Annotated in this window: 20 protein-coding genes and 1 tRNA gene; 10 read left to right on the top strand and 11 right to left on the bottom strand. The window is 70.5% G+C overall.

The window, feature by feature from the left end; translation table 11 throughout:
• Positions 1–270 (bottom strand): galactokinase family protein (locus ABZE72_RS09305; protein ID WP_372728743.1); only part of this gene is annotated, 270 nt, incomplete at its 3' end.
• Between the two features lie 63 nt (positions 271–333).
• Between ABZE72_RS09305 and ABZE72_RS09300 the strand changes: the two genes are divergently transcribed.
• Positions 334–1770, top strand: a complete 1437-nt coding sequence (locus ABZE72_RS09300) for a GuaB1 family IMP dehydrogenase-related protein (protein ID WP_372728742.1) — start codon at positions 334–336, stop codon at positions 1768–1770.
• Between the two features lie 3 nt (positions 1771–1773).
• On the opposite strand, the gene ABZE72_RS09295 is transcribed toward ABZE72_RS09300, so the two are convergent.
• The gene (locus ABZE72_RS09295) at positions 1774–2655 is read right to left on the bottom strand and encodes a DICT sensory domain-containing protein (RefSeq protein ID WP_372728741.1); all 882 of its coding nucleotides are present in this window, start codon (positions 2653–2655) and stop codon (positions 1774–1776) included.
• Between the two features lie 64 nt (positions 2656–2719).
• Between ABZE72_RS09295 and ABZE72_RS09290 the strand changes: the two genes are divergently transcribed.
• Together ABZE72_RS09290 and ABZE72_RS09285 are read left to right on the top strand one after the other, a co-directional pair.
• Positions 2720–2971: a hypothetical protein gene (locus ABZE72_RS09290; RefSeq protein WP_372728740.1), complete on the top strand. Its 252-nt coding sequence runs from the start codon at positions 2720–2722 to the stop codon at positions 2969–2971.
• A 4-nt stretch (positions 2972–2975) separates the two neighbouring features.
• Positions 2976–3818 (top strand): FHA domain-containing protein, encoded by an 843-nt coding sequence (locus ABZE72_RS09285; RefSeq protein WP_372728739.1) that lies wholly within the window; start codon positions 2976–2978, stop codon positions 3816–3818.
• Between the two features lie 4 nt (positions 3819–3822).
• On the opposite strand, the gene ABZE72_RS09280 is transcribed toward ABZE72_RS09285, so the two are convergent.
• The gene (locus ABZE72_RS09280) at positions 3823–5568 is read right to left on the bottom strand and encodes a BCCT family transporter (RefSeq protein WP_372728738.1); all 1746 of its coding nucleotides are present in this window, start codon (positions 5566–5568) and stop codon (positions 3823–3825) included.
• A gap of 155 nt (positions 5569–5723) precedes the next feature.
• The gene (locus ABZE72_RS09275; RefSeq protein ID WP_372728737.1) at positions 5724–6311 is read right to left on the bottom strand and encodes a LysR family substrate-binding domain-containing protein; all 588 of its coding nucleotides are present in this window, start codon (positions 6309–6311) and stop codon (positions 5724–5726) included.
• A gap of 96 nt (positions 6312–6407) precedes the next feature.
• Between ABZE72_RS09275 and ABZE72_RS09270 the strand changes: the two genes are divergently transcribed.
• The 5 genes from ABZE72_RS09270 to ABZE72_RS09250 all read left to right on the top strand — a co-directional run bounded on the left by ABZE72_RS09270 (position 6408) and on the right by ABZE72_RS09250 (position 11319).
• Entirely contained in the window at positions 6408–7355 is a 948-nt protein-coding gene (locus ABZE72_RS09270; protein WP_372728736.1) for an alkaline phosphatase family protein, read from the top strand.
• Positions 7356–7401: 46 nt separating this feature from the next.
• On the top strand, positions 7402–8352 hold the full coding sequence (locus tag ABZE72_RS09265; RefSeq protein WP_372728735.1) for an ATP-binding cassette domain-containing protein: 951 nt from the start codon (positions 7402–7404) through the stop codon (positions 8350–8352).
• Positions 8349–9200, top strand: a complete 852-nt coding sequence (locus ABZE72_RS09260; protein ID WP_372728734.1) for an ABC transporter permease subunit — start codon at positions 8349–8351, stop codon at positions 9198–9200. The genes ABZE72_RS09265 and ABZE72_RS09260 overlap by 4 nt, the downstream gene beginning before the upstream one ends.
• An 86-nt stretch (positions 9201–9286) precedes the next feature.
• Positions 9287–9982: a type 1 glutamine amidotransferase domain-containing protein gene (locus ABZE72_RS09255; protein ID WP_372728733.1), complete on the top strand. Its 696-nt coding sequence runs from the start codon at positions 9287–9289 to the stop codon at positions 9980–9982.
• 83 nt (positions 9983–10065) lie between these two features.
• Positions 10066–11319 (top strand): cation:proton antiporter, encoded by a 1254-nt coding sequence (locus tag ABZE72_RS09250; RefSeq protein ID WP_372728732.1) that lies wholly within the window; start codon positions 10066–10068, stop codon positions 11317–11319.
• Positions 11320–11329: 10 nt separating this feature from the next.
• On the opposite strand, the gene ABZE72_RS09245 is transcribed toward ABZE72_RS09250, so the two are convergent.
• Positions 11330–12547, bottom strand: a complete 1218-nt coding sequence (locus ABZE72_RS09245) for an alpha/beta fold hydrolase (RefSeq protein WP_372728731.1) — start codon at positions 12545–12547, stop codon at positions 11330–11332.
• Positions 12548–12638: 91 nt separating this feature from the next.
• On the opposite strand from ABZE72_RS09245, the gene ABZE72_RS09240 reads away from it, so the two are divergent.
• Positions 12639–13010, top strand: a complete 372-nt coding sequence (locus tag ABZE72_RS09240; protein WP_372728730.1) for a DUF5709 domain-containing protein — start codon at positions 12639–12641, stop codon at positions 13008–13010.
• Between the two features lie 272 nt (positions 13011–13282).
• Here ABZE72_RS09240 and katG read toward each other — a convergent pair whose 3' ends face one another.
• The 5 genes from katG to ABZE72_RS09215 all read right to left on the bottom strand — a co-directional run bounded on the left by katG (position 13283) and on the right by ABZE72_RS09215 (position 17191).
• On the bottom strand, positions 13283–15487 hold the full coding sequence (gene katG, locus ABZE72_RS09235; RefSeq protein WP_372728744.1) for a catalase/peroxidase HPI: 2205 nt from the start codon (positions 15485–15487) through the stop codon (positions 13283–13285).
• A gap of 69 nt (positions 15488–15556) precedes the next feature.
• Positions 15557–15988: a Fur family transcriptional regulator gene (locus tag ABZE72_RS09230; RefSeq protein WP_372728729.1), complete on the bottom strand. Its 432-nt coding sequence runs from the start codon at positions 15986–15988 to the stop codon at positions 15557–15559.
• Positions 15989–16031: 43 nt separating this feature from the next.
• A complete protein-coding gene (locus tag ABZE72_RS09225; protein ID WP_372728728.1) occupies positions 16032–16523 on the bottom strand; it encodes a TetR-like C-terminal domain-containing protein in 492 nt (163 codons plus the stop codon).
• 91 nt (positions 16524–16614) lie between these two features.
• Entirely contained in the window at positions 16615–16983 is a 369-nt protein-coding gene (locus tag ABZE72_RS09220) for a hypothetical protein (protein WP_372728727.1), read from the bottom strand.
• Between the two features lie 122 nt (positions 16984–17105).
• Positions 17106–17191: transfer RNA gene (locus tag ABZE72_RS09215), tRNA-Leu, on the bottom strand.
• Positions 17192–17269: 78 nt separating this feature from the next.
• Between ABZE72_RS09215 and ABZE72_RS09210 the strand changes: the two genes are divergently transcribed.
• Positions 17270–18619, top strand: coding sequence for a M20/M25/M40 family metallo-hydrolase (locus ABZE72_RS09210; RefSeq protein ID WP_372728726.1), 1350 nt, complete (start codon positions 17270–17272; stop codon positions 18617–18619).
• A 17-nt stretch (positions 18620–18636) separates the two neighbouring features.
• On the opposite strand, the gene ABZE72_RS09205 is transcribed toward ABZE72_RS09210, so the two are convergent.
• Positions 18637–18826, bottom strand: a 190-nt coding sequence (locus ABZE72_RS09205; RefSeq protein ID WP_372728725.1) for a DUF5703 family protein, incomplete at its 5' end; no start/stop codon positions are given.

The following is an 18826-nucleotide window of genomic DNA, read 5'->3' as shown; positions in this document are numbered from 1 at the left end:
GTCGGCGAGGTCGCCCTCCCAGGCGTCGGCCGTCTGGGCGCTGGTCAGCCGCACGCGCCCGTCGGCGCGGGCAGCGGCGCCGGCGAAGGTCGCGTGCGGCAGGGCCAGGGGGAGGCAGGGACCGGCGTTGTAGTCGGTGTGCTCACCGATCAGGTTCACCCGGCCGGGAGCCCGGGCCACCACCGAGCAGTCGCGACCGAACGCCTGCCGGAATCCGTGCCGCACCGAGGCGACGAGGTCTCCGGCGGTGCCCGGGTCGGCGAAGGTCATGTCGACAGCCTAGGCAGCGGCCGACGGGTCGGCGTGGCGGTCGCGATCGCGTAGCGTCGGCCCGTGCGCTTTCTCGATGACACCACCCCGCCGTACGACCTGACCTACAACGACGTCTTCATGGTGCCGCGTCACTCCGCGATCGCCAGCCGGTACGACGTCGATCTCGCCACCACGGACGGCACCGGCGCCACCCTCCCGTTGGTCGTGGCGAACATGACGGCGATCGCCGGCAAACGCATGGCCGAGACCGTTGCTCGCCGGGGCGGCCTCACGGTGATCCCGCAGGACATCCCGTTGCCGGTGGTGGCCGACGTGGTGCGGTGGGTGAAGTCGCGGCACCTGGTCTTCGACACGCCGATCGAGCTCTCCCGACACCAGACGGTGGCCGAGGCCCTCGCCCTGATCCCCAAGCGCTCGCACCGGGCCGCGGTCGTGGTCGAGAACGGGCACCCGGTCGGCGTGGTGCACGAGGAGGACTGTGCCGAGGTCGACCGCTTCGCGCAGGTGCAGCACGTGATGAACCCCGCGCCCGTGACGATCGCGGCACACACCCACCCCCGTGAGGCGTTCGACGCGATCGATGCCGCCCACGCACGTCTGGCGGTGGCGGTGGACGTCGATGGCCGGCTGCTCGGTGTCCTGACCCGTACCGGGGCCCTGCGTGCGACGGTCTACACGCCGGCGGCCGACGAGAAGGGCGGCCTGCGCATCGCCGCCGCCATCGGGGTGAACGGGGACGTCGGCCAGCGCGCCTCGGCCCTGCTGGAGGCCGGCGTCGACTGCCTCGTCGTCGACACGGCGCACGGTCACCAGGACCGGATGCTGGAGGCGCTGCGCGCGGTGCGCGCCCTGCGGCCCTCGGTCCCGGTCGCGGCCGGCAACGTCGTCTCGGCGGAGGGCACCCGGGCACTTGTGGAGGCCGGCGCGGACATCGTCAAGGTCGGTGTGGGACCGGGTGCGATGTGCACCACCCGGATGATGACCGGGGTGGGTCGGCCACAGTTCTCGGCGGTGCTCGAGTGCGCCACCACTGCCCGCGAGCTCGGCGCGCACGTCTGGGCGGACGGCGGCGTCCGGCACCCACGCGACGTCGCCCTCGCCCTGGCGGCCGGGGCTTCGTCGGTGATGATCGGCTCGTGGTTCGCCGGCACCCACGAGTCGCCGGGCGACCTGATGATCGACTCCGACGGGCGCCCGTACAAGGTCTCCTTCGGCATGGCGTCGGCGCGCGCCGTGGCCAACCGGACCTCCGCTGAGTCGGCGTACGACCGCGCCCGCAAGGGCCTCTACGAGGAGGGCATCTCGTCGTCGCGGATGTACCTCGACCGGGCGCGACCGGGCGTGGAGGACCTGATCGACGAGATCTGTTCGGGTGTGCGTTCAGCATGCACGTACGCCGGGGCGGCCTCGCTCGCCGAGCTGCACGAGCGCGCCGAGATCGGCATCCAGTCGACGGCCGGCTACCAGGAGGGTCGCCCGCTCGCCACGAGCTGGTGAGCCTCAGGAGCCGTAGCGGTCCACGTAGGCGACGACCCGGTTGAACAGTGTGCTCGCCCCGGCGGCGTCGAGCGGTCTCGCGAGTGGGTCGTCGGCGAGCTCGTAGAGCAGACCGGAGGCGTCGTCGACGCCGTGTGCCTGGGCGACCTGGGCGCAGACCCGGGCGGCGTCCCGAACCGCCCGCGGGTCGAGGGTCCACGCGGCTTCGAAGATCCGGTCGCGCTCTGGGGTCTCCTCCTGTCCGGGGATCTCCCAGGCCGTGAGCACGACCGGCAGGTCGACGGCGTCACAGACGATCACCCACTCGCGCCGCATCGGTTCGGTCGGGCCGAGAGGAACCCGGGTGACTTCCTGCTCGACGGTGGCGGCGTCGGCATCGTCGAAGGCAGCGAAGACCATGGTGGAGCGGGCAACCCGGGCCAGTTCGGTCCACCGGGGCTCGGCCCGGCGGTAGTAGCGCTGGTGCTGGAACCCGCCGAAGATCCGGGCGCGTTGCGCCCGGGCGCAGAACTCGTCCTCGATCGCCCACGACAGCGCCAGCAACGTCGACTTCTTCAGCCGCTGGGTGGCCAGGCCAGGGTGACGGCGGCGGAGCTCGGCGAAGACCGACGGCGTGGTTGGTCGGGCAAGGTCGAGGACCTCGGCGATGGCCACTTCCAGCCGGACACCCGCGTCCCGCCGCCGGCTGACCAGCTCGACGCTCGCCACATCCGCCTCCGTGTAGCGGCGATGGCCGCTCTCCAGGCGTCGGGCCACGGGGAAACCGTGCCGGGTCTCCCACATGCGCAGAGTGGCCGGACTCAGTCCGGTACGGCGGGCGAGGTCGCCGATGGAGAGGGTCGAATCGGGGGTCTGCTCTTGCGTTTCGGCACGTTCCGGGGTCATGATCGACACCATACCTCAACAACCCGTTGAGGAACGTGATGACAATTAGCGGGGGAGACAGGACATGTCGATCAGCAGCCAGTCAGTCGAGGACACCGGCACGGAGGTGGTCGACTGGACCGACCTCGGCCGCAAGATGTGGTCATTTCTCACCGGGCGTCGCGCCGCCATCAACTACCGCTTCATCGACATGAGCATCGAGGTGCCGCGCGACACGGGGGAGAACGCTCCGCGCGCGACCTGGAAGTTGAACGGGACGCTGCAGATCACCACCGAGGACAGTGCCGCGTCGTCGAGTGCCGAGCACGGGGCCTGACCCCGTGCCGACCACGACGAGCATCAGTGCCCACCTCGAGTTCGAGGTCGCGGTGGAGGGCAGGCCTCCGGTGCACGGGACGCTCCGGGGCGCACGCAACCGCCTGCAGCTCAAGGTCGACGACCCCTCGGCCTTCGCCGGGAGTGAGGATGCGCCGGTGATCCGCGCGCTCGCCGATCAGCTGGCGGGGCGTGGCGTCTCGATCGCCGTCGTGCACGACGGCGAGCACCTCGTCACGATCGGCGCCACGAGGTCGCCGTGGTGGCAGCGACCGGCGACGCGATCGCGGCACATCCGGCTCGGCAGCCTGCGGGGCGCCTGGACCTCGGCGCGCTCCAGGTCGCGCCGGACCGTCGGGGTGCTCCCGGGGGCCGCGCTCGTGCCGCCGCCCACGATGTTCCCGTTGGCTCCCACCTTCCAGCGACGTCCGCGGCGGCCGGTGACGACGACCCACGACCCGGCCCGCGGAGGGGGTGCACGTCTGGTGATGGCCGTGAACGAGAGCTCCATGCCCGGTGAACGTCAGGCGATCTTCTGGCTCGACGACCGGGTGACGACCATCGGGTCGGCGCCCACGTGCGACGTCGTGCTGCCGGGGCTGGCGCAGGTGCATGCCGAAGTACGCCACGACGAGAACGACGAGTTCGTGCTCGTCACCGAGCAGTCGAACGTGAAGGTGCACGGGGCTCCCACCCGGCACAGCGCCTTGCGCACCGGAGCCCGGGTGGAACTGGGGGTCTGGCGGATGTCGTACTACCGCGAGGAGTTCGCCGACCACGGCCGCCCGTACGGTGGTCGGATCGGCGGCGAGCTGGGGCACCAACGGCCCCAGCCGCCGCGATCCTGAGCCGTCAGTCGGCCTCGGGGTCCCGCTCGACCGTGAGCACGAAGTCGTCGCCGTGCTCGATGACACCGGCGATGACGGCCTGCTCGACCGCCTCGGCGGCGTACTTCTGGCGCACCATCAGGGGGTCCTGCCGCAGGTCCTTGACCAGGGCGACCGCGAGGCCGACCATCACCAGCACGAACGGCAGCGCGGCCACGATGGTGATCGTCTGCAGTCCGGACAGGGCGTCCGAGCCCCCGACGAGCAGCATCACGGCAGCCACGGCGCCGGTGGCCACACCCCAGAAGATCACCGTGGGGCGGCTCGGTTCGATGGTGCCGCGCTCGGAGAGCGTGCCCATCACGATCGAGGCCGCATCGGCGCCGGAGACGAAGAAGATCGCCACCAGGAGCATGACCAGGATGCTGGAGACCGTGGCGAACGGGAACGACTCGAGCGTGGTGAACAGTTGGGACTCGACGCCACCGGCACCGGCGATGTCGGTGCCCTTCTGCTGCAGGTCGATCGCCGCACCGCCGAAGATCGCGAACCAGACCAGGCTCACCAGGCTGGGCACCAGCAGCACGCCGGTGACGAACTGGCGGATGGTGCGGCCGCGCGAGATCCGGGCGATGAACATCCCGACGAAAGGCGTCCAGGAGAGCCACCAGGCCCAGTAGAAGATCGTCCAGCTCTGCAGCCACTCGGTCACCGGGCCGCCCTCGGCGGCGGTCCGCGCCGACATCATCGGCAGGTCGGCGAAGTAGCTGCCGATGGCGGTGGGCAGCAGGTTCAGGATGAAGACGGTGGGCCCGACCACGAAGACGAAGACCGCCAGGATCAGGGCCAGCACCATGTTGATGTTGGAGAGGATCTGGATGCCCTTGGCCACGCCGGTGACCGCGGAGACGACGAACGCGATGGTGAGCAGGGCGATGATCCCGACCAGGACCGCGTTGCCGATCTGGCCGATGCCGGAGACGATCTGCAGTCCGCTGCGGATCTGCAGGGCGCCCAGGCCCAGGGAGGCGGCGGAACCGAACAGGGTGGCGAAGATCGCCAGGATGTCGATGACCTTGCCCCACCGACCGTGGGCGTGGTGGCCGATGAGCGGCTCGAAGGCGGCCGAGATCAGCTGGAGCCGACCCTTGCGGTAGACGCCGTACGCGATGGCGAGACCGACGACGGCGTAGATCGCCCACGGGTGCAGGGTCCAGTGGAAGAGGGTGGTCGCCATCGCGTGCTGGACGGCTTCAGCGTTCCCGGGGTCCCCGGTGCCCGGCGGCGGATTGACGAAGTGGCTGATCGGCTCGCTGACGCCGTAGAACATCAGGCCGATGCCCATCCCCGCGCTGAACATCATCGCGACCCACGAGACCGTCCGGAACTCCGGCTCCTCGTCGTCGCGACCCAGGGTGATGTTGCCGAACCGGCTCAGGGCCAGCCACAGCACGAACACCACGAAGGCGCTCGAGGTGGTCACGAACAGCCACCCGGTGTTGTCCATGGTCCAGGCCAAGGACGTGCCGGAGACGTCCGCGAGCGAGGACGTGCTCACGAAGCCCCAGATCAGGAAGGCGACCGCGAAGACTGCAGTGATGCCGAACACGACGCGGTCGAGTCGCCGCTGGGGGGTGTCGTCGACGTCGATCTCGATGTCGAGGGCCGGGTGCGGCAGGACCCCGTCAGGGGCCCCGACCCTGGAGGCAAGGCTGTTCCGGGTCGTCTGGCCGTCGTGGCCGGGCGGGGTCGTCTCATTCGAGGTCTTCACAACATCTCAGCGCCGTCGGCGCTTCCTCCTGGGGGGATCGGGGGCGGGGGGCAACCACCGACCGTTGCAGGCGCGGCGGTCCGATCACAAATTGAACGAGCCTCCCCGAGCGGGGCTCGTGCGTCATCTCACGTCTACCCCCGACCGGGGCCTGTCTAACCGCGTGAACTACGTGACGTACGTCCCCGGACGATGCCGATGAAGGTCTGCACGCGGGGGTCCTCGTTGTCGATGCGCCAGGCCAGGCCGACCTGGGTCGTGGGCAGGTCGGTGACCGGTCGGTACGCCGTGTCCTTGCGCTGGTGAAGTCGGGCCACCGACATCGGCACGATCACCACGCCGGTGCCGCTGGCGACGACCTCCATCGCGTCCTTGACCGACATGGCCGGCCACTCCAGCTGGTCGGCCTCCGGGGTCCAGCCGGAGGCGTGCGGGAGCACGAGCTGTTCGTCCACGAGGTCCGCCAGCGTGACCTCGTCCACCGCGGTGACCAGGTGCTCCAGGCCGCTGACCACGACCGGCACCTCCTCGTAGAGCGGGATGCAGTGCAGGTCCTCCCGATCGATCGGCAGCCGGACCAGGCACATGTCCAACGAACCGTCCCGCAGGCCGAGCTCCTGCTCGGGTTCGCTGACCGGCACCAGCTCCAGCGGATCGCGGGGCGTGCGCTCTCGCCACGTCCTCGCCCACTTGTCGGGCGTCGCGCCCGTGACGAACCCGACCCGGAAGCTCTGACTGGACATGCCGGGAGGCTATCGGCACCACCCGGTGACGTGGCTGCCTCCCTAGACTGGCGCGGCGGGCGGGGAGCGCCCGCTCGATCGTCGGAGGGGGCGTGCGTGCGACGACGTACGGGGGGTTCCTGGGTGATCCTGCTCGGGCTGCTGAGCGGTTGTGCGGTCGGGTCGGTCGAGGATGCCTCGCAGCCCGCGGGGTCGACTGCGGCGCCGAGCGAGACCGCCTCCGCGACTCCGGGCGAGTCGGAGAGGGACGGGCCGAGGGTCACCAAGCTGCTGGTGTTCGTCGTCGAGAACCACTCCTTCAGCAGCATGCGTGACCGGATGCCGTGGACCTTCGCAATGTCCGAGCGCTACGGATACGCGACCAACTACGACGCCGTCACCCATCCCTCGCTGCCCAACTACCTGGCGATGGTCGGCGGCAGCGACTTCGAGGTGGACGCGAACCTGCACCCCGACGACCTGCGGATCGAGGGCGAGTCGATCTTCGGCCAGGCACTCGACCTGGGCAGGACCGCGGTCGTCTACAACGAGGACATGGCCGAGAACTGCCAGCGCGAGGACACTCCCGAGGGCTATGCCTACCGGCACAACGCCTGGGTCTACTTCGTGGACGAGCGGGATGCCTGCGAGGAGTTCTCGGTGTCGATGGCGGGCTTTGCCGATGACGTGGCCGGCGGCGCGCTGCCGAACGCCGGCATGGTGGTCCCCAACGTCTGCAACGACGGGCACGACTGCGATCTCTCGGTCACCGACGACTGGATGCAGGAGCAGGTGGGCCTGGCCATGTCCGGCCCCGACTGGGCCACCGGAGACCTGGCGATCGTGATCACCGCGGACGAGGACGACGACGATGCCGACAACCAGGTGCTCACGAGCGTCCTGCACCCCTCTCTGGAGGGGGTGGTCACCGACGAGTACCTCACCCACTACTCCCTGGCCCGGCTGTACGGCGAGGTGCTGGGCGCCCCGCTGCTGCGCGAAGCAGTGAACGCGCCCTCGATGGCCCGGGCGTTCGGTCTGCCGGTCGGAGCGCCGGAGCGGTGACCCGTCGGCCGCTCGGCCGCCTTGGCGCACCCGGCAGACTGGACCGATGACCGACCCCGCGGACGTCCCAGCCATCCGGTTGACGGCGCTGCGCAAGGAGTTCGGCCACGTCGTCGCGGTCGACGGCATCGATCTCGAGGTGCAGCACGGGTCGGTGTTCGGCTTCCTCGGCCCCAACGGCGCCGGGAAGACGACCACCCTGCGGATCATGATGGGTCTGATCCGCCCGACCTCGGGCTCCGCCGAGCTCTTCGGGCGCGACCCGGCCCGGGTGGGGGTCGCTGCACTCGACGGGGTTGCCGGCTTCGTCGAGGCGCCGATGTTCTATCCCTACCTCTCGGCACGTCGCAACCTGCACCTGCTGGCGGACCTGGACGACGGACGCGGCCACGACCTGGTCGAGCAGGTGCTCGGCGTCGTCGAACTCTCGGCCCGCGGGAACGACAAGGTGGGCGGCTACTCCCAGGGCATGAAGCAGCGCCTCGGACTGGCCGCTGCGCTGCTGCGCGAACCCCGACTGCTACTCCTCGACGAGCCGACCAACGGTTTGGACCCCGGCGGCATGCGCGACATGAGGGCCTTGATCGGCGAGCTGGCCGGCGAGGGGCTGACCGTGCTGCTCTCCTCACACCTGATGGGCGAGGTCGAGCAGCTCTGCACCGACCTCGCGGTCGTGGCGAAGGGCCGGATCCGGTTCGCCGGGACACTCGACGAGCTGCGCCAGGGACACGGGGACCACGACTACCGGCTCGGGGTGAGTGACCCCGCTCGCGCCCTGGCGGCGGCCGCCTCGCTGGCCGGGACGCACGCTGCGCTCACCGATGACGGCGAGCTGCTGATCCGCGCCGACCGGGCCGCTGCACAGGAGCTGACGATCGCCCTGGGGCGGGCCGGGGTCGGCATCCACGCCATGGTGCCCAACACACCGTCGCTGGAACGGCTCTTCTTCGAGCTCACCGAGGCTGCGCCGGACGACGAGTCGGGGAGTGCCGCGTGAGGGCCTACCGCTGGGAGGTGCGCAAGCTCATCGCCCAGCGGCGTACGTTCATCGGCCTCGGTGCGGCCGTGCTCATCCCCGTCCTCTTCGCGACCGGTCTGGCGCTGAGCCCGCCCGACGGCCAGAGGCGTGGGCGTACGCCGGATGCCGGCGACGTCCTCGTGCTCGCCTACAACACCTCCGGCCTGCTGCTGCCGTTCATCGGGTTGGCGTTCGCCTCGCTGGTGCTGCTGCCGCTGCTCGCGGCGCTGGTGGCCGGCGACATCGTCGCCTCGGAGGACACCGGCGCCACCCTGAAGACCGTCCTCACCCGCTCCACGTCGCGGACCACGCTGCTGGTGGCGAAGATGGGGGCGGCGGCGACGTACATCGTCGTCCTGCTGCTCGTCTACGGCGTGAGCGCCACCCTGATCGGCACGATCGCGGTGGGCGCGAAGCCCGTGACGCTCGGCGGACCGATGGGGGCGGCGTTCTTCGGGGCGCCCACGTTCTCGGAGACCTCGATGCTGCTGCGCATCGCGTTGGCGCTCGCGGCGTACGCCGCACCCCTGCTGGCGGTCAGCGCCTGGGGCTTCCTGCTCTCCACGGTGACGCGCAACAGCAGCGCCTCGATCGTGGGCATGCTGGTGTTCAGCTTCGTCAACCAGATCCTGCGGTTCATCCCGAACGTGCCCGAGGCGGTCGGGGAGTGGCTGCTGACCGATCAATTCACGGCCTGGCAGGGCGCCCTGGGCGCCACGATCGACTGGTCGGCGCTGGGTCGCTCGACCGGCGTGAGCGCGCTCTACCTCGTCGTACCACTGCTGGTCAGCCTGTGGTGGTTCCGCCGGCGCGACGTCCTGGTCTGAGGAACCTCCTCCCGCGCACGTGTGGATCGCGGCTAGTCGGGAATGAGTCGAGGGTCCCCGAAACCTCTCCTCAAGGAGTACCTCGCATGAAGCGCATCCTGTTCGTCGTCACCGGTGCCCGTCATTGGACTCTGGCCGACGGCACCGCCCACCCGACCGGTTACTGGGCCGAGGAGCTGGTCGCGCCGTACGAGGCCTTCACGCAGGCCGGTCACGAGGTGGTGATCGCGACCCCGGGCGGCGTGCAGCCGGTCGTCGACCAGGGCAGCCTCGCACCCGAGGCCGCCGGGGGTGAGGAGCAGGCGAACCGGTTCCGTGCGTTCCTGGAAGGCCTCGAGCAGCTGCGCAGCCCGATGGCCCTGGCCGACGTCGATCTCTCGGCCTATGACGCGGTCTTCTACCCCGGTGGCCACGGTCCGATGGAGGACCTCTCCCAGGACCCGCAGTCGGCAGAGCTGTTGCGCGAGGCACTCGACACGGGCCTCCCGCTCGGGATCGTCTGCCACGCGCCGGCGGCGCTGCTGGCGACGGAGGAGGGTGGCGCCTCGCCGTTCTCGGGGTACCGGTTGACCGGCTTCACGAACGAGGAGGAGAAGCAGGCGGGCCTTGCCGACAACGCTCCGTGGCTGCTTCAGGATCGGCTCGAGGCGCTGGGGGCCGACTTCCAGGAGGGCGAGCCGTGGGGCGTGAACGTGGTCGTCGACCGCACGCTGTACACCGGCCAGAACCCTGCCTCGTCGGGCCCGGTGGCCGAGAAGATGCTGGAGTCGCTCGGCGGATGATCCGTACGGCGACCGCGCGTTGATCGCCCGGGGGCCCGGGCCGGTGGCAGCATGGACGGGGCCCAGGAGAGGACGCCGTCGCGATGATCGAACTGCTGGTCGTGGCCGCCGCCGTCCTCGGCTACGCACTGGTCTCGCAGCGCCTCGCGATGTCGCCGATCACGGCCCCCATGGTCTTCACGGCGGTCGGCCTGGCGGTCGGCTCCGCCGGAACCGCTTGGTTCGACCTGCCGGTCCAGGGTGAGGCGGTCTCGATCCTGGTCGAGGCGACGCTGGTGCTCGTCCTCTTCACCGATGCCATCCGGATCGACCTGCGGGCGCTGCGCCGGCAGGCGGCCCTGCCGCTGCGGCTGCTCGGGCTCGGGATGCCGCTGACGATCCTGGTGGGCGCGGGCGTGGGCGCCGTACTCGTGCCGGGGCTGGGCCTGCCCGAAGCCGCCCTGCTGGCCGCCGTGCTGGCGCCGACCGATGCTGCCTTGGGTCAGGCGGTGGTCAGCGACCGACGCCTACCGGTGCGGATCCGACAGACGCTGAACGTGGAGAGCGGGCTGAACGACGGCATCGCCGTACCCGTGGTCACCGTGCTGATCGCTCTCGTCGCCGCCTCCGAGAAGGCGGGGGCGGGGGACTGGCTGGGCCTCGCCGGCCAGCAGATCCTCGTCGGCCTGGCCGTCGGCGTGAGCGCCGGGTACGTCGGGGGCCGACTCCTGGACCTGCGGGCTGCCCGCGGCGCGGTCGAGGGCGTCTACCGGCAGCTCGCGGCCGTCTCGATCGCGGTGCTGGCCTTCTCCGGCGCACACCTGCTGGGCGGCAACGGCTTCATCGCCGCCTTCACGGCAGGGCTGGCGTTCGGGCACGTGGCCCGCGGGCACTGTGCGGGCGTCCAGGACTTCACCGAGGACGAGGGTGAGCTGCTGACGGCGATCACGTTCGTGATCTTCGGCGCTGTTCTGGCCGGTCCGGTCCTCGGCGACCTGTCCTGGCAGATCCTGCTCTACGCGCTGTTGTCGCTGACCGTGGTGCGGATGCTGCCAGTCCTGCTGGCCCTGATCGGGTCCGGAACCCTGGTGGAGACCCGGTTGTTCCTCGGCTGGTTCGGGCCCCGGGGGCTGGCCTCGATCCTGTTCGCCCTGGTCGTTGTCGAGGAGCTGGACACCCCGGGAGGTGGCACGGTCTTCACAGTCGCTGCCTGGACGGTGCTGCTCAGCGTCTTCCTGCACGGGATGACAGCGTCGCTCTGGAGTGGTCGGCTGGCCCGCAGGATCGAGCAGCACCAGCCGAAGGCCGAGCGTGCCGACGTACCGGAGCTGCCGACCCGGCGTCGGCTCCAGCCCTGAGCGCCGTCGGTCAGGGCGTGACCAGCGTGGTGGCGATGACGACCTCGCTGTTCAGCGTGCGGTGCACCGGGCACTTGTCCGCGATGGACAGCAAGCGCTCTCGCTGGTCGTCGTCGAGGTCGCCCTCGAGCGTGATCGTCCGCTCGACGTGGTCGAGGTGGCCGGTGCGGGTCTCGCAGTCGGCGCAGTCCTCGGCATGGATCCGGGAGTGGTTCAGCGAGACGGTGACGCGCTCCAGGGGCCACTGCTTGCGATCGGCGTACATCCTCAGGGTCATCGACGTGCAGGCACCCAGGCCGGCCAGCACCAGGTCGTACGGCGACGGGCCGGTGTCGTCGCCCAGGGGTGTGGGCTCGTCGGCCACCAGCTCGTGCCCGCCGACCGTGATCCGCTGGGTGAGGTGGCCGACGCTGGTCTCGGCGACGACGACGCTGCCGTCCTCGACCTCGCCGCTGGCAGGGGAGTCGTCGGCGTCGAGGTAGCGCTCCACCCAGGCGGCGATCACGTCGGCCGCGAACCGGGCATCCGCCGGACCGGTGAGGAGATGGTTCGCACCGTCCACGGAGACGAAGGACTTCGGGTGCCGGGCCGCCTCGAAGATCCTGCGCGCGTTGTCGACGTCGACGGTCTCGTCGGTGGGGGAGTGCATCACGAGCAGGGCGCGGCCGAGGTTGCGGATCCGTTCGGCCTGCGGCTGGTCGGCGAGGTCATCGAGGAACTGCCGCTGGATCCGGAACGGTCGGTCCGCCAGGCACACCTCGGCCTCGCCGGCGGCCTCGATGTCGTCCAGGCTGTCGCTGAGCAGGTGGACGAGATGGTCGGTGTCGGCCGGCGCCGCGATGGTGACGACCGCACGCGCCTCGGGGACGTGGGCCGCGGTGGCCAGGACGGCCGCGCCCCCGAGTGAGTGGCCGATCAGCAGGGTGGGGGCCGTGTGCCGCTCGCGCAGGAAGTCGGCGGCGCGGCGCAGGTCCTCGATGTTCGAGGTGAAGTTGGTGTGGGCGAAGTCGCCCTCGGAGGAGCCGAGGCCGGTGAAGTCGAACCTGAGGACACCGATCCCGCGGGCATTCAGGGCCTTGGCGATGCGTGAGGCCGCGACGACGTCCTTGCCGCAGGTGAAGCAGTGGGCGAAGAGCGCCATCGCCCGCACCTGGCCGTCGGGCAGGTCGAGCCGGCCGGCGAGTGACGCGTCCTGGGACCCCGGGAACTCCACCTTGGTGCTGCTCATCGGGTCTCCTGCCGGTCGGTGGGGTCGCCGTACCCCCTGGTGTGCGTAGGTCCTGATGGTGGCACGAGCAGGAAAGGGCTACGGTCGGAGGATGGGAGACGGCCAGCTGCAGCCAGAGGACACCCTGGACGACCGGGGCGTCGACGACATCCTCGACGAGGGCATCTCGCCGCCCGAGAACTACCGGGGAGTGACCGCGAAGGGCGTCACCGCCCGCGAGGAGCTCGAGGGCGAGACGCTCGAGGAGCGCATGCGCCAGGAGGAGCCGGAGGTCTGGGAACAGGGCGACGAGGTCGAGGACGACGACAGCGTCGACTTCCCGACGGGGCGTGAGGTGGGTTCGACCCGCACCGGCCGCCTGCTGGCGGAGGGCTCCGACGACGACCGTTTCGCCGAGGACGAGGGCATCGACGGGGCCGGCGCGAGCGCCGAAGAGGCTGCCGTCCACACCATCGAGGAGTGAGCTGCCGGGATCCCCGGATCTCCGGGGATCCCCGCGCTTCACACGGGTTGCAATGGCCTAGAAGCGCTAGGAAACCCGGACAAGTACGTCGAGTTCGGGCGGACGACATGGCGCTGGCCCACGATGGGGCCTCGCGGGCGGCTGGCCGTGCGAGCGTGGGCGATGAGGCGCGATCACCCGAGCTTCCCCAGCACTTCTGACGCTTCTCACGGGTTGCATTGCCATGGAAGCGTCGGAATCCCCGGATCTCCGGGGATCCCGACAACCCACCGTCAGACCAGGTCGAAGCGGTCCAGCATCATCACCTTGTCCCACGCCGCGACGAAGTCACACACGAACTTCTCGCCTGCATCGTCACTGGCGTACACCTCGGCGAGTGCGCGCAGCTCGGAGTTGGAGCCGAACACCAGGTCGACCCGGCTGCCGGTCCACACCACGTCGCCCGAGGCGTTGCGGGCCTCGAACATCTCCTGCTCGTCGGAGGTCGACGACCACGTGATGCCCATGTCGAGCAGGTTCACGAAGAAGTCGTTCGTCAGGGTCTCGGGCCGCTCGGTGAGGACCCCCGCCTGCGAGCCGGCGTGGTTGGCGCCGAGGACCCGCAGACCGCCCACGAGCACGGTCATCTCGGGTGCGCTCAGCGTCAGCAGGTTCGCCCGGTCCACCAGCCGGAACTCGGCCGGCAGCCGGTCGGCCTTGCCCACGTAGTTGCGGAAGCCGTCCGCGGTGGGCTCGAGAGGAGCGAACGACTCGGCGTCCGTCTGCTCCTGCGTGGCATCGGTGCGACCCGGGGTGAAGGGCACGGTGAGGTCGTGGCCGGCGGCACGCGCAGCCTTCTCGACCCCGGCGGCACCCGCGAGCACGATCAGGTCGGCCAGCGAGATCCGCTTGCCGCCGTCCTGCGCGGCGTTGAAGGCCTCCCGCACGCCCTCCAGCGTGCGCAGCACGCCGGCCAGCTCGTCGGGGTTGTTGACCTCCCAGCTGCTCTGCGGCTGCAGGCGGATCCGCGCGCCGTTCGCCCCGCCGCGCTTGTCGCTGCCCCGGAACGTCGAGGCCGACGCCCACGCCGTGGACACCAGCTGCGAGACCGAGAGCCCCGTGGCCAGGACCTGCTCCTTGAGTGCCGCCACGTCGGCGTCGTCGACCAGTTCGTGGTCGACGGCCGGCACCGGGTCCTGCCAGAGCAGCGTCTCCTCGGGAACCAGCGGGCCGAGGTAGCGCTGGACCGGACCCATGTCGCGGTGGGTCAGCTTGAACCAGGCGCGAGCGAAGGCGTCCGCGAACTGGTCGGGGTTCTCCAGGAAGTTGCGCGAGATCGGCTCGTAGATCGGGTCGAAGCGCAGCGCCAGGTCGGTGGTGAGCATCGTCGGCGGCCGGTTAAGCGAGCCGTCCTCGGGGTCGGGGACGGTGTTCGCACCGGCGCCGTCCTTGGCCACCCACTGCTGGGCACCGGCCGGGCTGGTGGTCAGCTCCCACTCGTAGCCGAAGAGGGTCTCGAAGAAGCCGTTGTCCCACTGCTTCGGGTTCGGGGTCCAGGTGACCTCGAGGCCGCTGGTGATGGTGTCGCGGCCCTTGCCGCTGGCGTAGGAGTTGCGCCAACCGAGGCCCTGCTCCTCCAGCCCCGCGCCCTCGGGCTCGGCGCCGATGTGCTCGTCCGGGTCGGCCGCACCATGGGTCTTGCCGAAGGTGTGCCCGCCGGCGATCAGCGCCACCGTCTCCTCGTCGTTCATCGCCATCCGGCCGAAGGTCTCGCGGATGTCGCGGGCCGACGCGAGGGGGTCGGGCTGGCCGTTGGGGCCCTCCGGGTTCACGTAGATCAGGCCCATCTGTACGGCGGCCAGCGGACCCTCGAGCTCGCGGTCGCCGGTGTAGCGCTCATCGCCGAGCCACGTCTGCTCCGGGCCCCAGTACACGTCCTCGTCGGGCTCCCAGACGTCCTCGCGACCACCGGCGAAGCCGAAGGTCTTCAGCCCCATCGTCTCCAGGGCACGGTTGCCGGTGAAGACCATCAGGTCGGCCCAGGAGATCTTGTTGCCGTACTTCTTCTTGATCGGCCAGAGCAGGCGGCGGGCCTTGTCGAGGTTGGCGTTGTCCGGCCAGCTGTTGAGCGGCGCGAACCGCTGCATGCCGGCACCGGCGCCGCCTCGACCGTCGCTGATCCGGTAGGTGCCGGCGCTGTGCCACGCCATCCGGATGAAGAGGCCGCCGTAGTGACCGAAGTCCGCCGGCCACCAGTCCTGCGAGGTGGTCATCAGCTCGTCGATGTCCCGGGCCAGGGCGTCGAGGTCGAGGCTCTGGAAGGCCTCGGAGTAGTCGAACTCCTCGCCCATCGGGTTGGCCACGGCGGGGTGCTTGCGCAGGATCTTCAGGTTGAGCTGGTTGGGCCACCAGTCACGGTTGCCCGCCCCTTCGGTGGGGTGGTTGCGCGGCCCCACGGAGGCAACGGGGCAGCGCGCCTCGCTCTCCTCCGAGTTCATGTCGCCGACTACTGCATCGTGGTTCTCTGGCACGGGAATCCTTCCGGAACGGGTACTGGCTCGAGCGGGTCAGGAGGGTGGTGCGGTCGTGCAGGTGGGGCACTGGCCCCAGTAGATGACCTCGGCCTCGTCGATCGAGAAGCCGTGGTCCTCGGAGGCGGTCAGACACGGGGTCGTGCCGACGGCACAGTCGACGTCGGCGATCAGACCGCACGAACGGCACACGACGTGGTGGTGGTTGTCGCCCACCCGGGACTCGTAGCGCGCCACCGAGTTGGTGGGCTGGATCCGACGGACGAGACCCGCGCCGGTCAGGGCACGCAGCACGTCGTAGACGGCCTGGTGGGAGACCTCCCCGAGGTCGGCACGGACCGCTGCGTAGATCAGGTCCGTGTCCGCGTGGGGGTGGGCGTGCACAGCATTCAGCACGGCCACCCGGGGACGAGTGACCCGGAGCTCGGCCTCGCGCAGCATCTGCTCGAAGCTCGCGGTCAGGGGCATCGCCCCACTCTCGACGATTTTCTGGAACGAGTCAAGAAAACACTCAGGCGAGCGCCTCGCAGATGCCACGCACCATGAGGTCCACGGTGGTGCGCCAGCTCTCGTCGACGTCGGTCGGTAGGCCGAAGCCGGAGTCGCGCTCCAGCGTGACGAAGCCGTGCAGCGTGCTGCGGAGGGCTCGGATGAGGTGGACAGCCTGGTCGGGCTCGGCCCCGAGGTCACGCAACAGTTCACCGAGGACGACGACCGGGGCAGCCATGGCGGCGGCGAGCTCGCCGTCCTCGTGGGGGGCAGGGGCGGGCAGCAGGGCCTCGTACAGGCCGGGATGGTCTCGCGCGAACGTGCGATAGGAGTCAGCCGCCCGACGCAGACCCTCAGCCCCCGGGGAGGTGTCGGTCGCCTCGAGGAATGCCTGTTCGAGTTCTCGGCAGCCCTCCAGCGCGACGAGCCGCCGCAGGGCGGAGAGGTTGCGTATGTGGCTGTTCAGGGACGGGGTTGCGACTCCGAGGCGCTGTGCCACGGCCGTGAGGCTCATGGCCGTCAGTCCGCCCTCGTCGGCGCCGGCTCGGCGCCGGCTCGGCGACGGTGACCGTCGGGCGGAACTGCATCCCCTTGCCGCCGGCTCGTCAGCGCAGGTGGATCGTCCCCTTGCCGGCATGCATGCTTGCCAGCAGGTCACCGCGTGACAGGGTCCGGTGTCCGCAGTCGCACCACGCCGGGAGTTCGTCGGAGGCCATCGGGTCGGGGTGCAGCAGATCGGTGTACTCGTTGCCGCGCACGGCGCTGCCGTGCGCGGTGTCCACGAAGTCCTTGGAGCCGTGGGCGTGCGGCCCAGTGCCCGCCCGGTAGATCAGGCCCGCAGGCGTCTCGTAGACCGCTGCGACGTGGTGCCCGTGCCGGCACTGGATGTTGAGGATGCGATGGTCGGCCAGACGGGTGGTCAGGCTCTCGAGCGCCTCTCGGGCCACGGTCTGGTCGTTCGTGGGCTGCTTCATCCCCCCACGATGTGCCGCGGCGCCGCCGCCGACCAGTGCCGATCGTCCCGGGTCGCCGGGCACTCCTGTCGGAGGCGGGCCCGAAATGAAGAAAAGGCCCCGTGGAGCCGGGGCCTTTCCAGTGTCCGAGGGGGGACTTGAACCCCCACGCCCTAATACGGGCACTAGCACCTCAAGCTAGCGCGTCTGCCAATTCCGCCACCCGGACGAGTGCCTCGGAACCATAGCAAAGGAGTGGGCCAACTCTGACATCGGCATCGGTCCACCGAGGTGTCAGGATGGACGCATGGCTGCCACCCCACGTGAGACCGACCCGGCGCATCCCGAGCGAGCCCACGACCCGGCCCACGACCCGGCAGGTGAGGTCGTCGACCTGTGCCGGGACCTGATCCGCATCGACACCTCGAACTACGGCGACCAGGAGGGTCCGGGGGAGCGCAAGGCAGCCGAGTACGTCGCCACCCTGCTCGACGAGGTGGGGATCGAGTCGACCCTCTACGAGGACACCCCGGGGCGTACGTCGGTCGTGGCGCGCTGGGGCGGCACCGAGGGCGACGCGCTCCTGCTGCATGGTCACCTGGACGTGGTGCCGGCCGCGGCCGAGGACTGGCAGGTCGACCCCTTCTCCGGGGAGATCCGGGACGGCTACGTCTGGGGCCGGGGCGCGGTCGACATGAAGGACTTCGACGCCATGCTGCTCTCCGTGGTCCGCGCCCGGGCCCGGGCCGGTCGGGTGCCCGAGCGTCCGATCGTGCTCGCCTTCACCGCGGACGAGGAGGCGGGCGGCCACCACGGCGCCGAGCAGATCGTCGAGCGCCACCGTGAGGCGCTCGAGGGCTGCACCGAGGCCGTCGGCGAGGTCGGCGGTTTCAGCACCACGGTTCGCGGCCGGCGGCTCTACCTGATCGAGGCGGCCGAGAAGGGGATGGCCTGGATGAAGCTGACGGCCCGCGGCCGGGCCGGTCACGGGTCGATGATCAACCACGACAACGCCGTCACCGAGCTGGCCGCGGCGGTGGCCCGGATCGGTGCTCACGACTGGCCGGTGCGTCTCACACCGACGATGAAGACCCTGCTGGCCGCCGTCGCCGACCTGGCCGGCACTGAGGCCACGCCGGAGAACGCGCAGAGCCTGGTCGAGGAGTTCGGCGGCGCCGCCCGGATGCTGGGCGCGGTTCTGCGCAACACCACGAACCCGACGATGCTCAGCGCCGGCTACAAGGTGAACGTCATCCCGACCGAGGCGAGCGCCCACGTCGACGGGCGCTTCCTGCCCGGCTTCGAGGACGAGTTCTTCGCCACCCTCGCCGAGCTCTGCGGGGAGAACATCGACATCGAGTACGTGTCCAAGCAGCAGCCCTGGGAGACGCCGTACGAGGGACACCTGGTCGACGCGATGGGACGCTCGATCCTGGCCGAGGACCCCGACGCCATCGTCGCGCCGTACCTGATGAGCGGCGGAACCGACGCCAAGCACTTCAACAAGCTGGGCATGCGCTCCTACGGGTTCGCCCCGCTGCGACTCCCGTCCGACCTGGACTTCACCGCGCTCTTCCACGGCGTCGACGAGCGGGTGCCGGTGGACGCGCTGGAGTTCGGGGCGCGGGTCTTCGACCGGTTCCTCGACCAGGTCTGAGGCCGCCCCGGAGCGGGTCAGGCGGTCCGCAGCTGTCGGATGATCTTGCGCCGCAGCACGACCCGGCGTACTCCGTCGGGCCCGATCTGCAGCCGGTCGAGCTCCCAGCCCCCGTGCTCGGCACGCTCGACCAGCAGCCGGGTCACCACGTTGCGGGAGAACTCCGGGGACAGCGTGATCCGGTCGAACTCCCACTCCACGCCCCGG

The sequence above is a fragment of the Nocardioides sp. genome (assembly GCF_041600255.1).
Taxonomy (GTDB): domain Bacteria; phylum Actinomycetota; class Actinomycetes; order Propionibacteriales; family Nocardioidaceae; genus Nocardioides.
The sequence above is the reverse complement of the archived record's forward strand: the minus strand, read 5'-3'. Positions and strand labels throughout refer to the sequence as shown.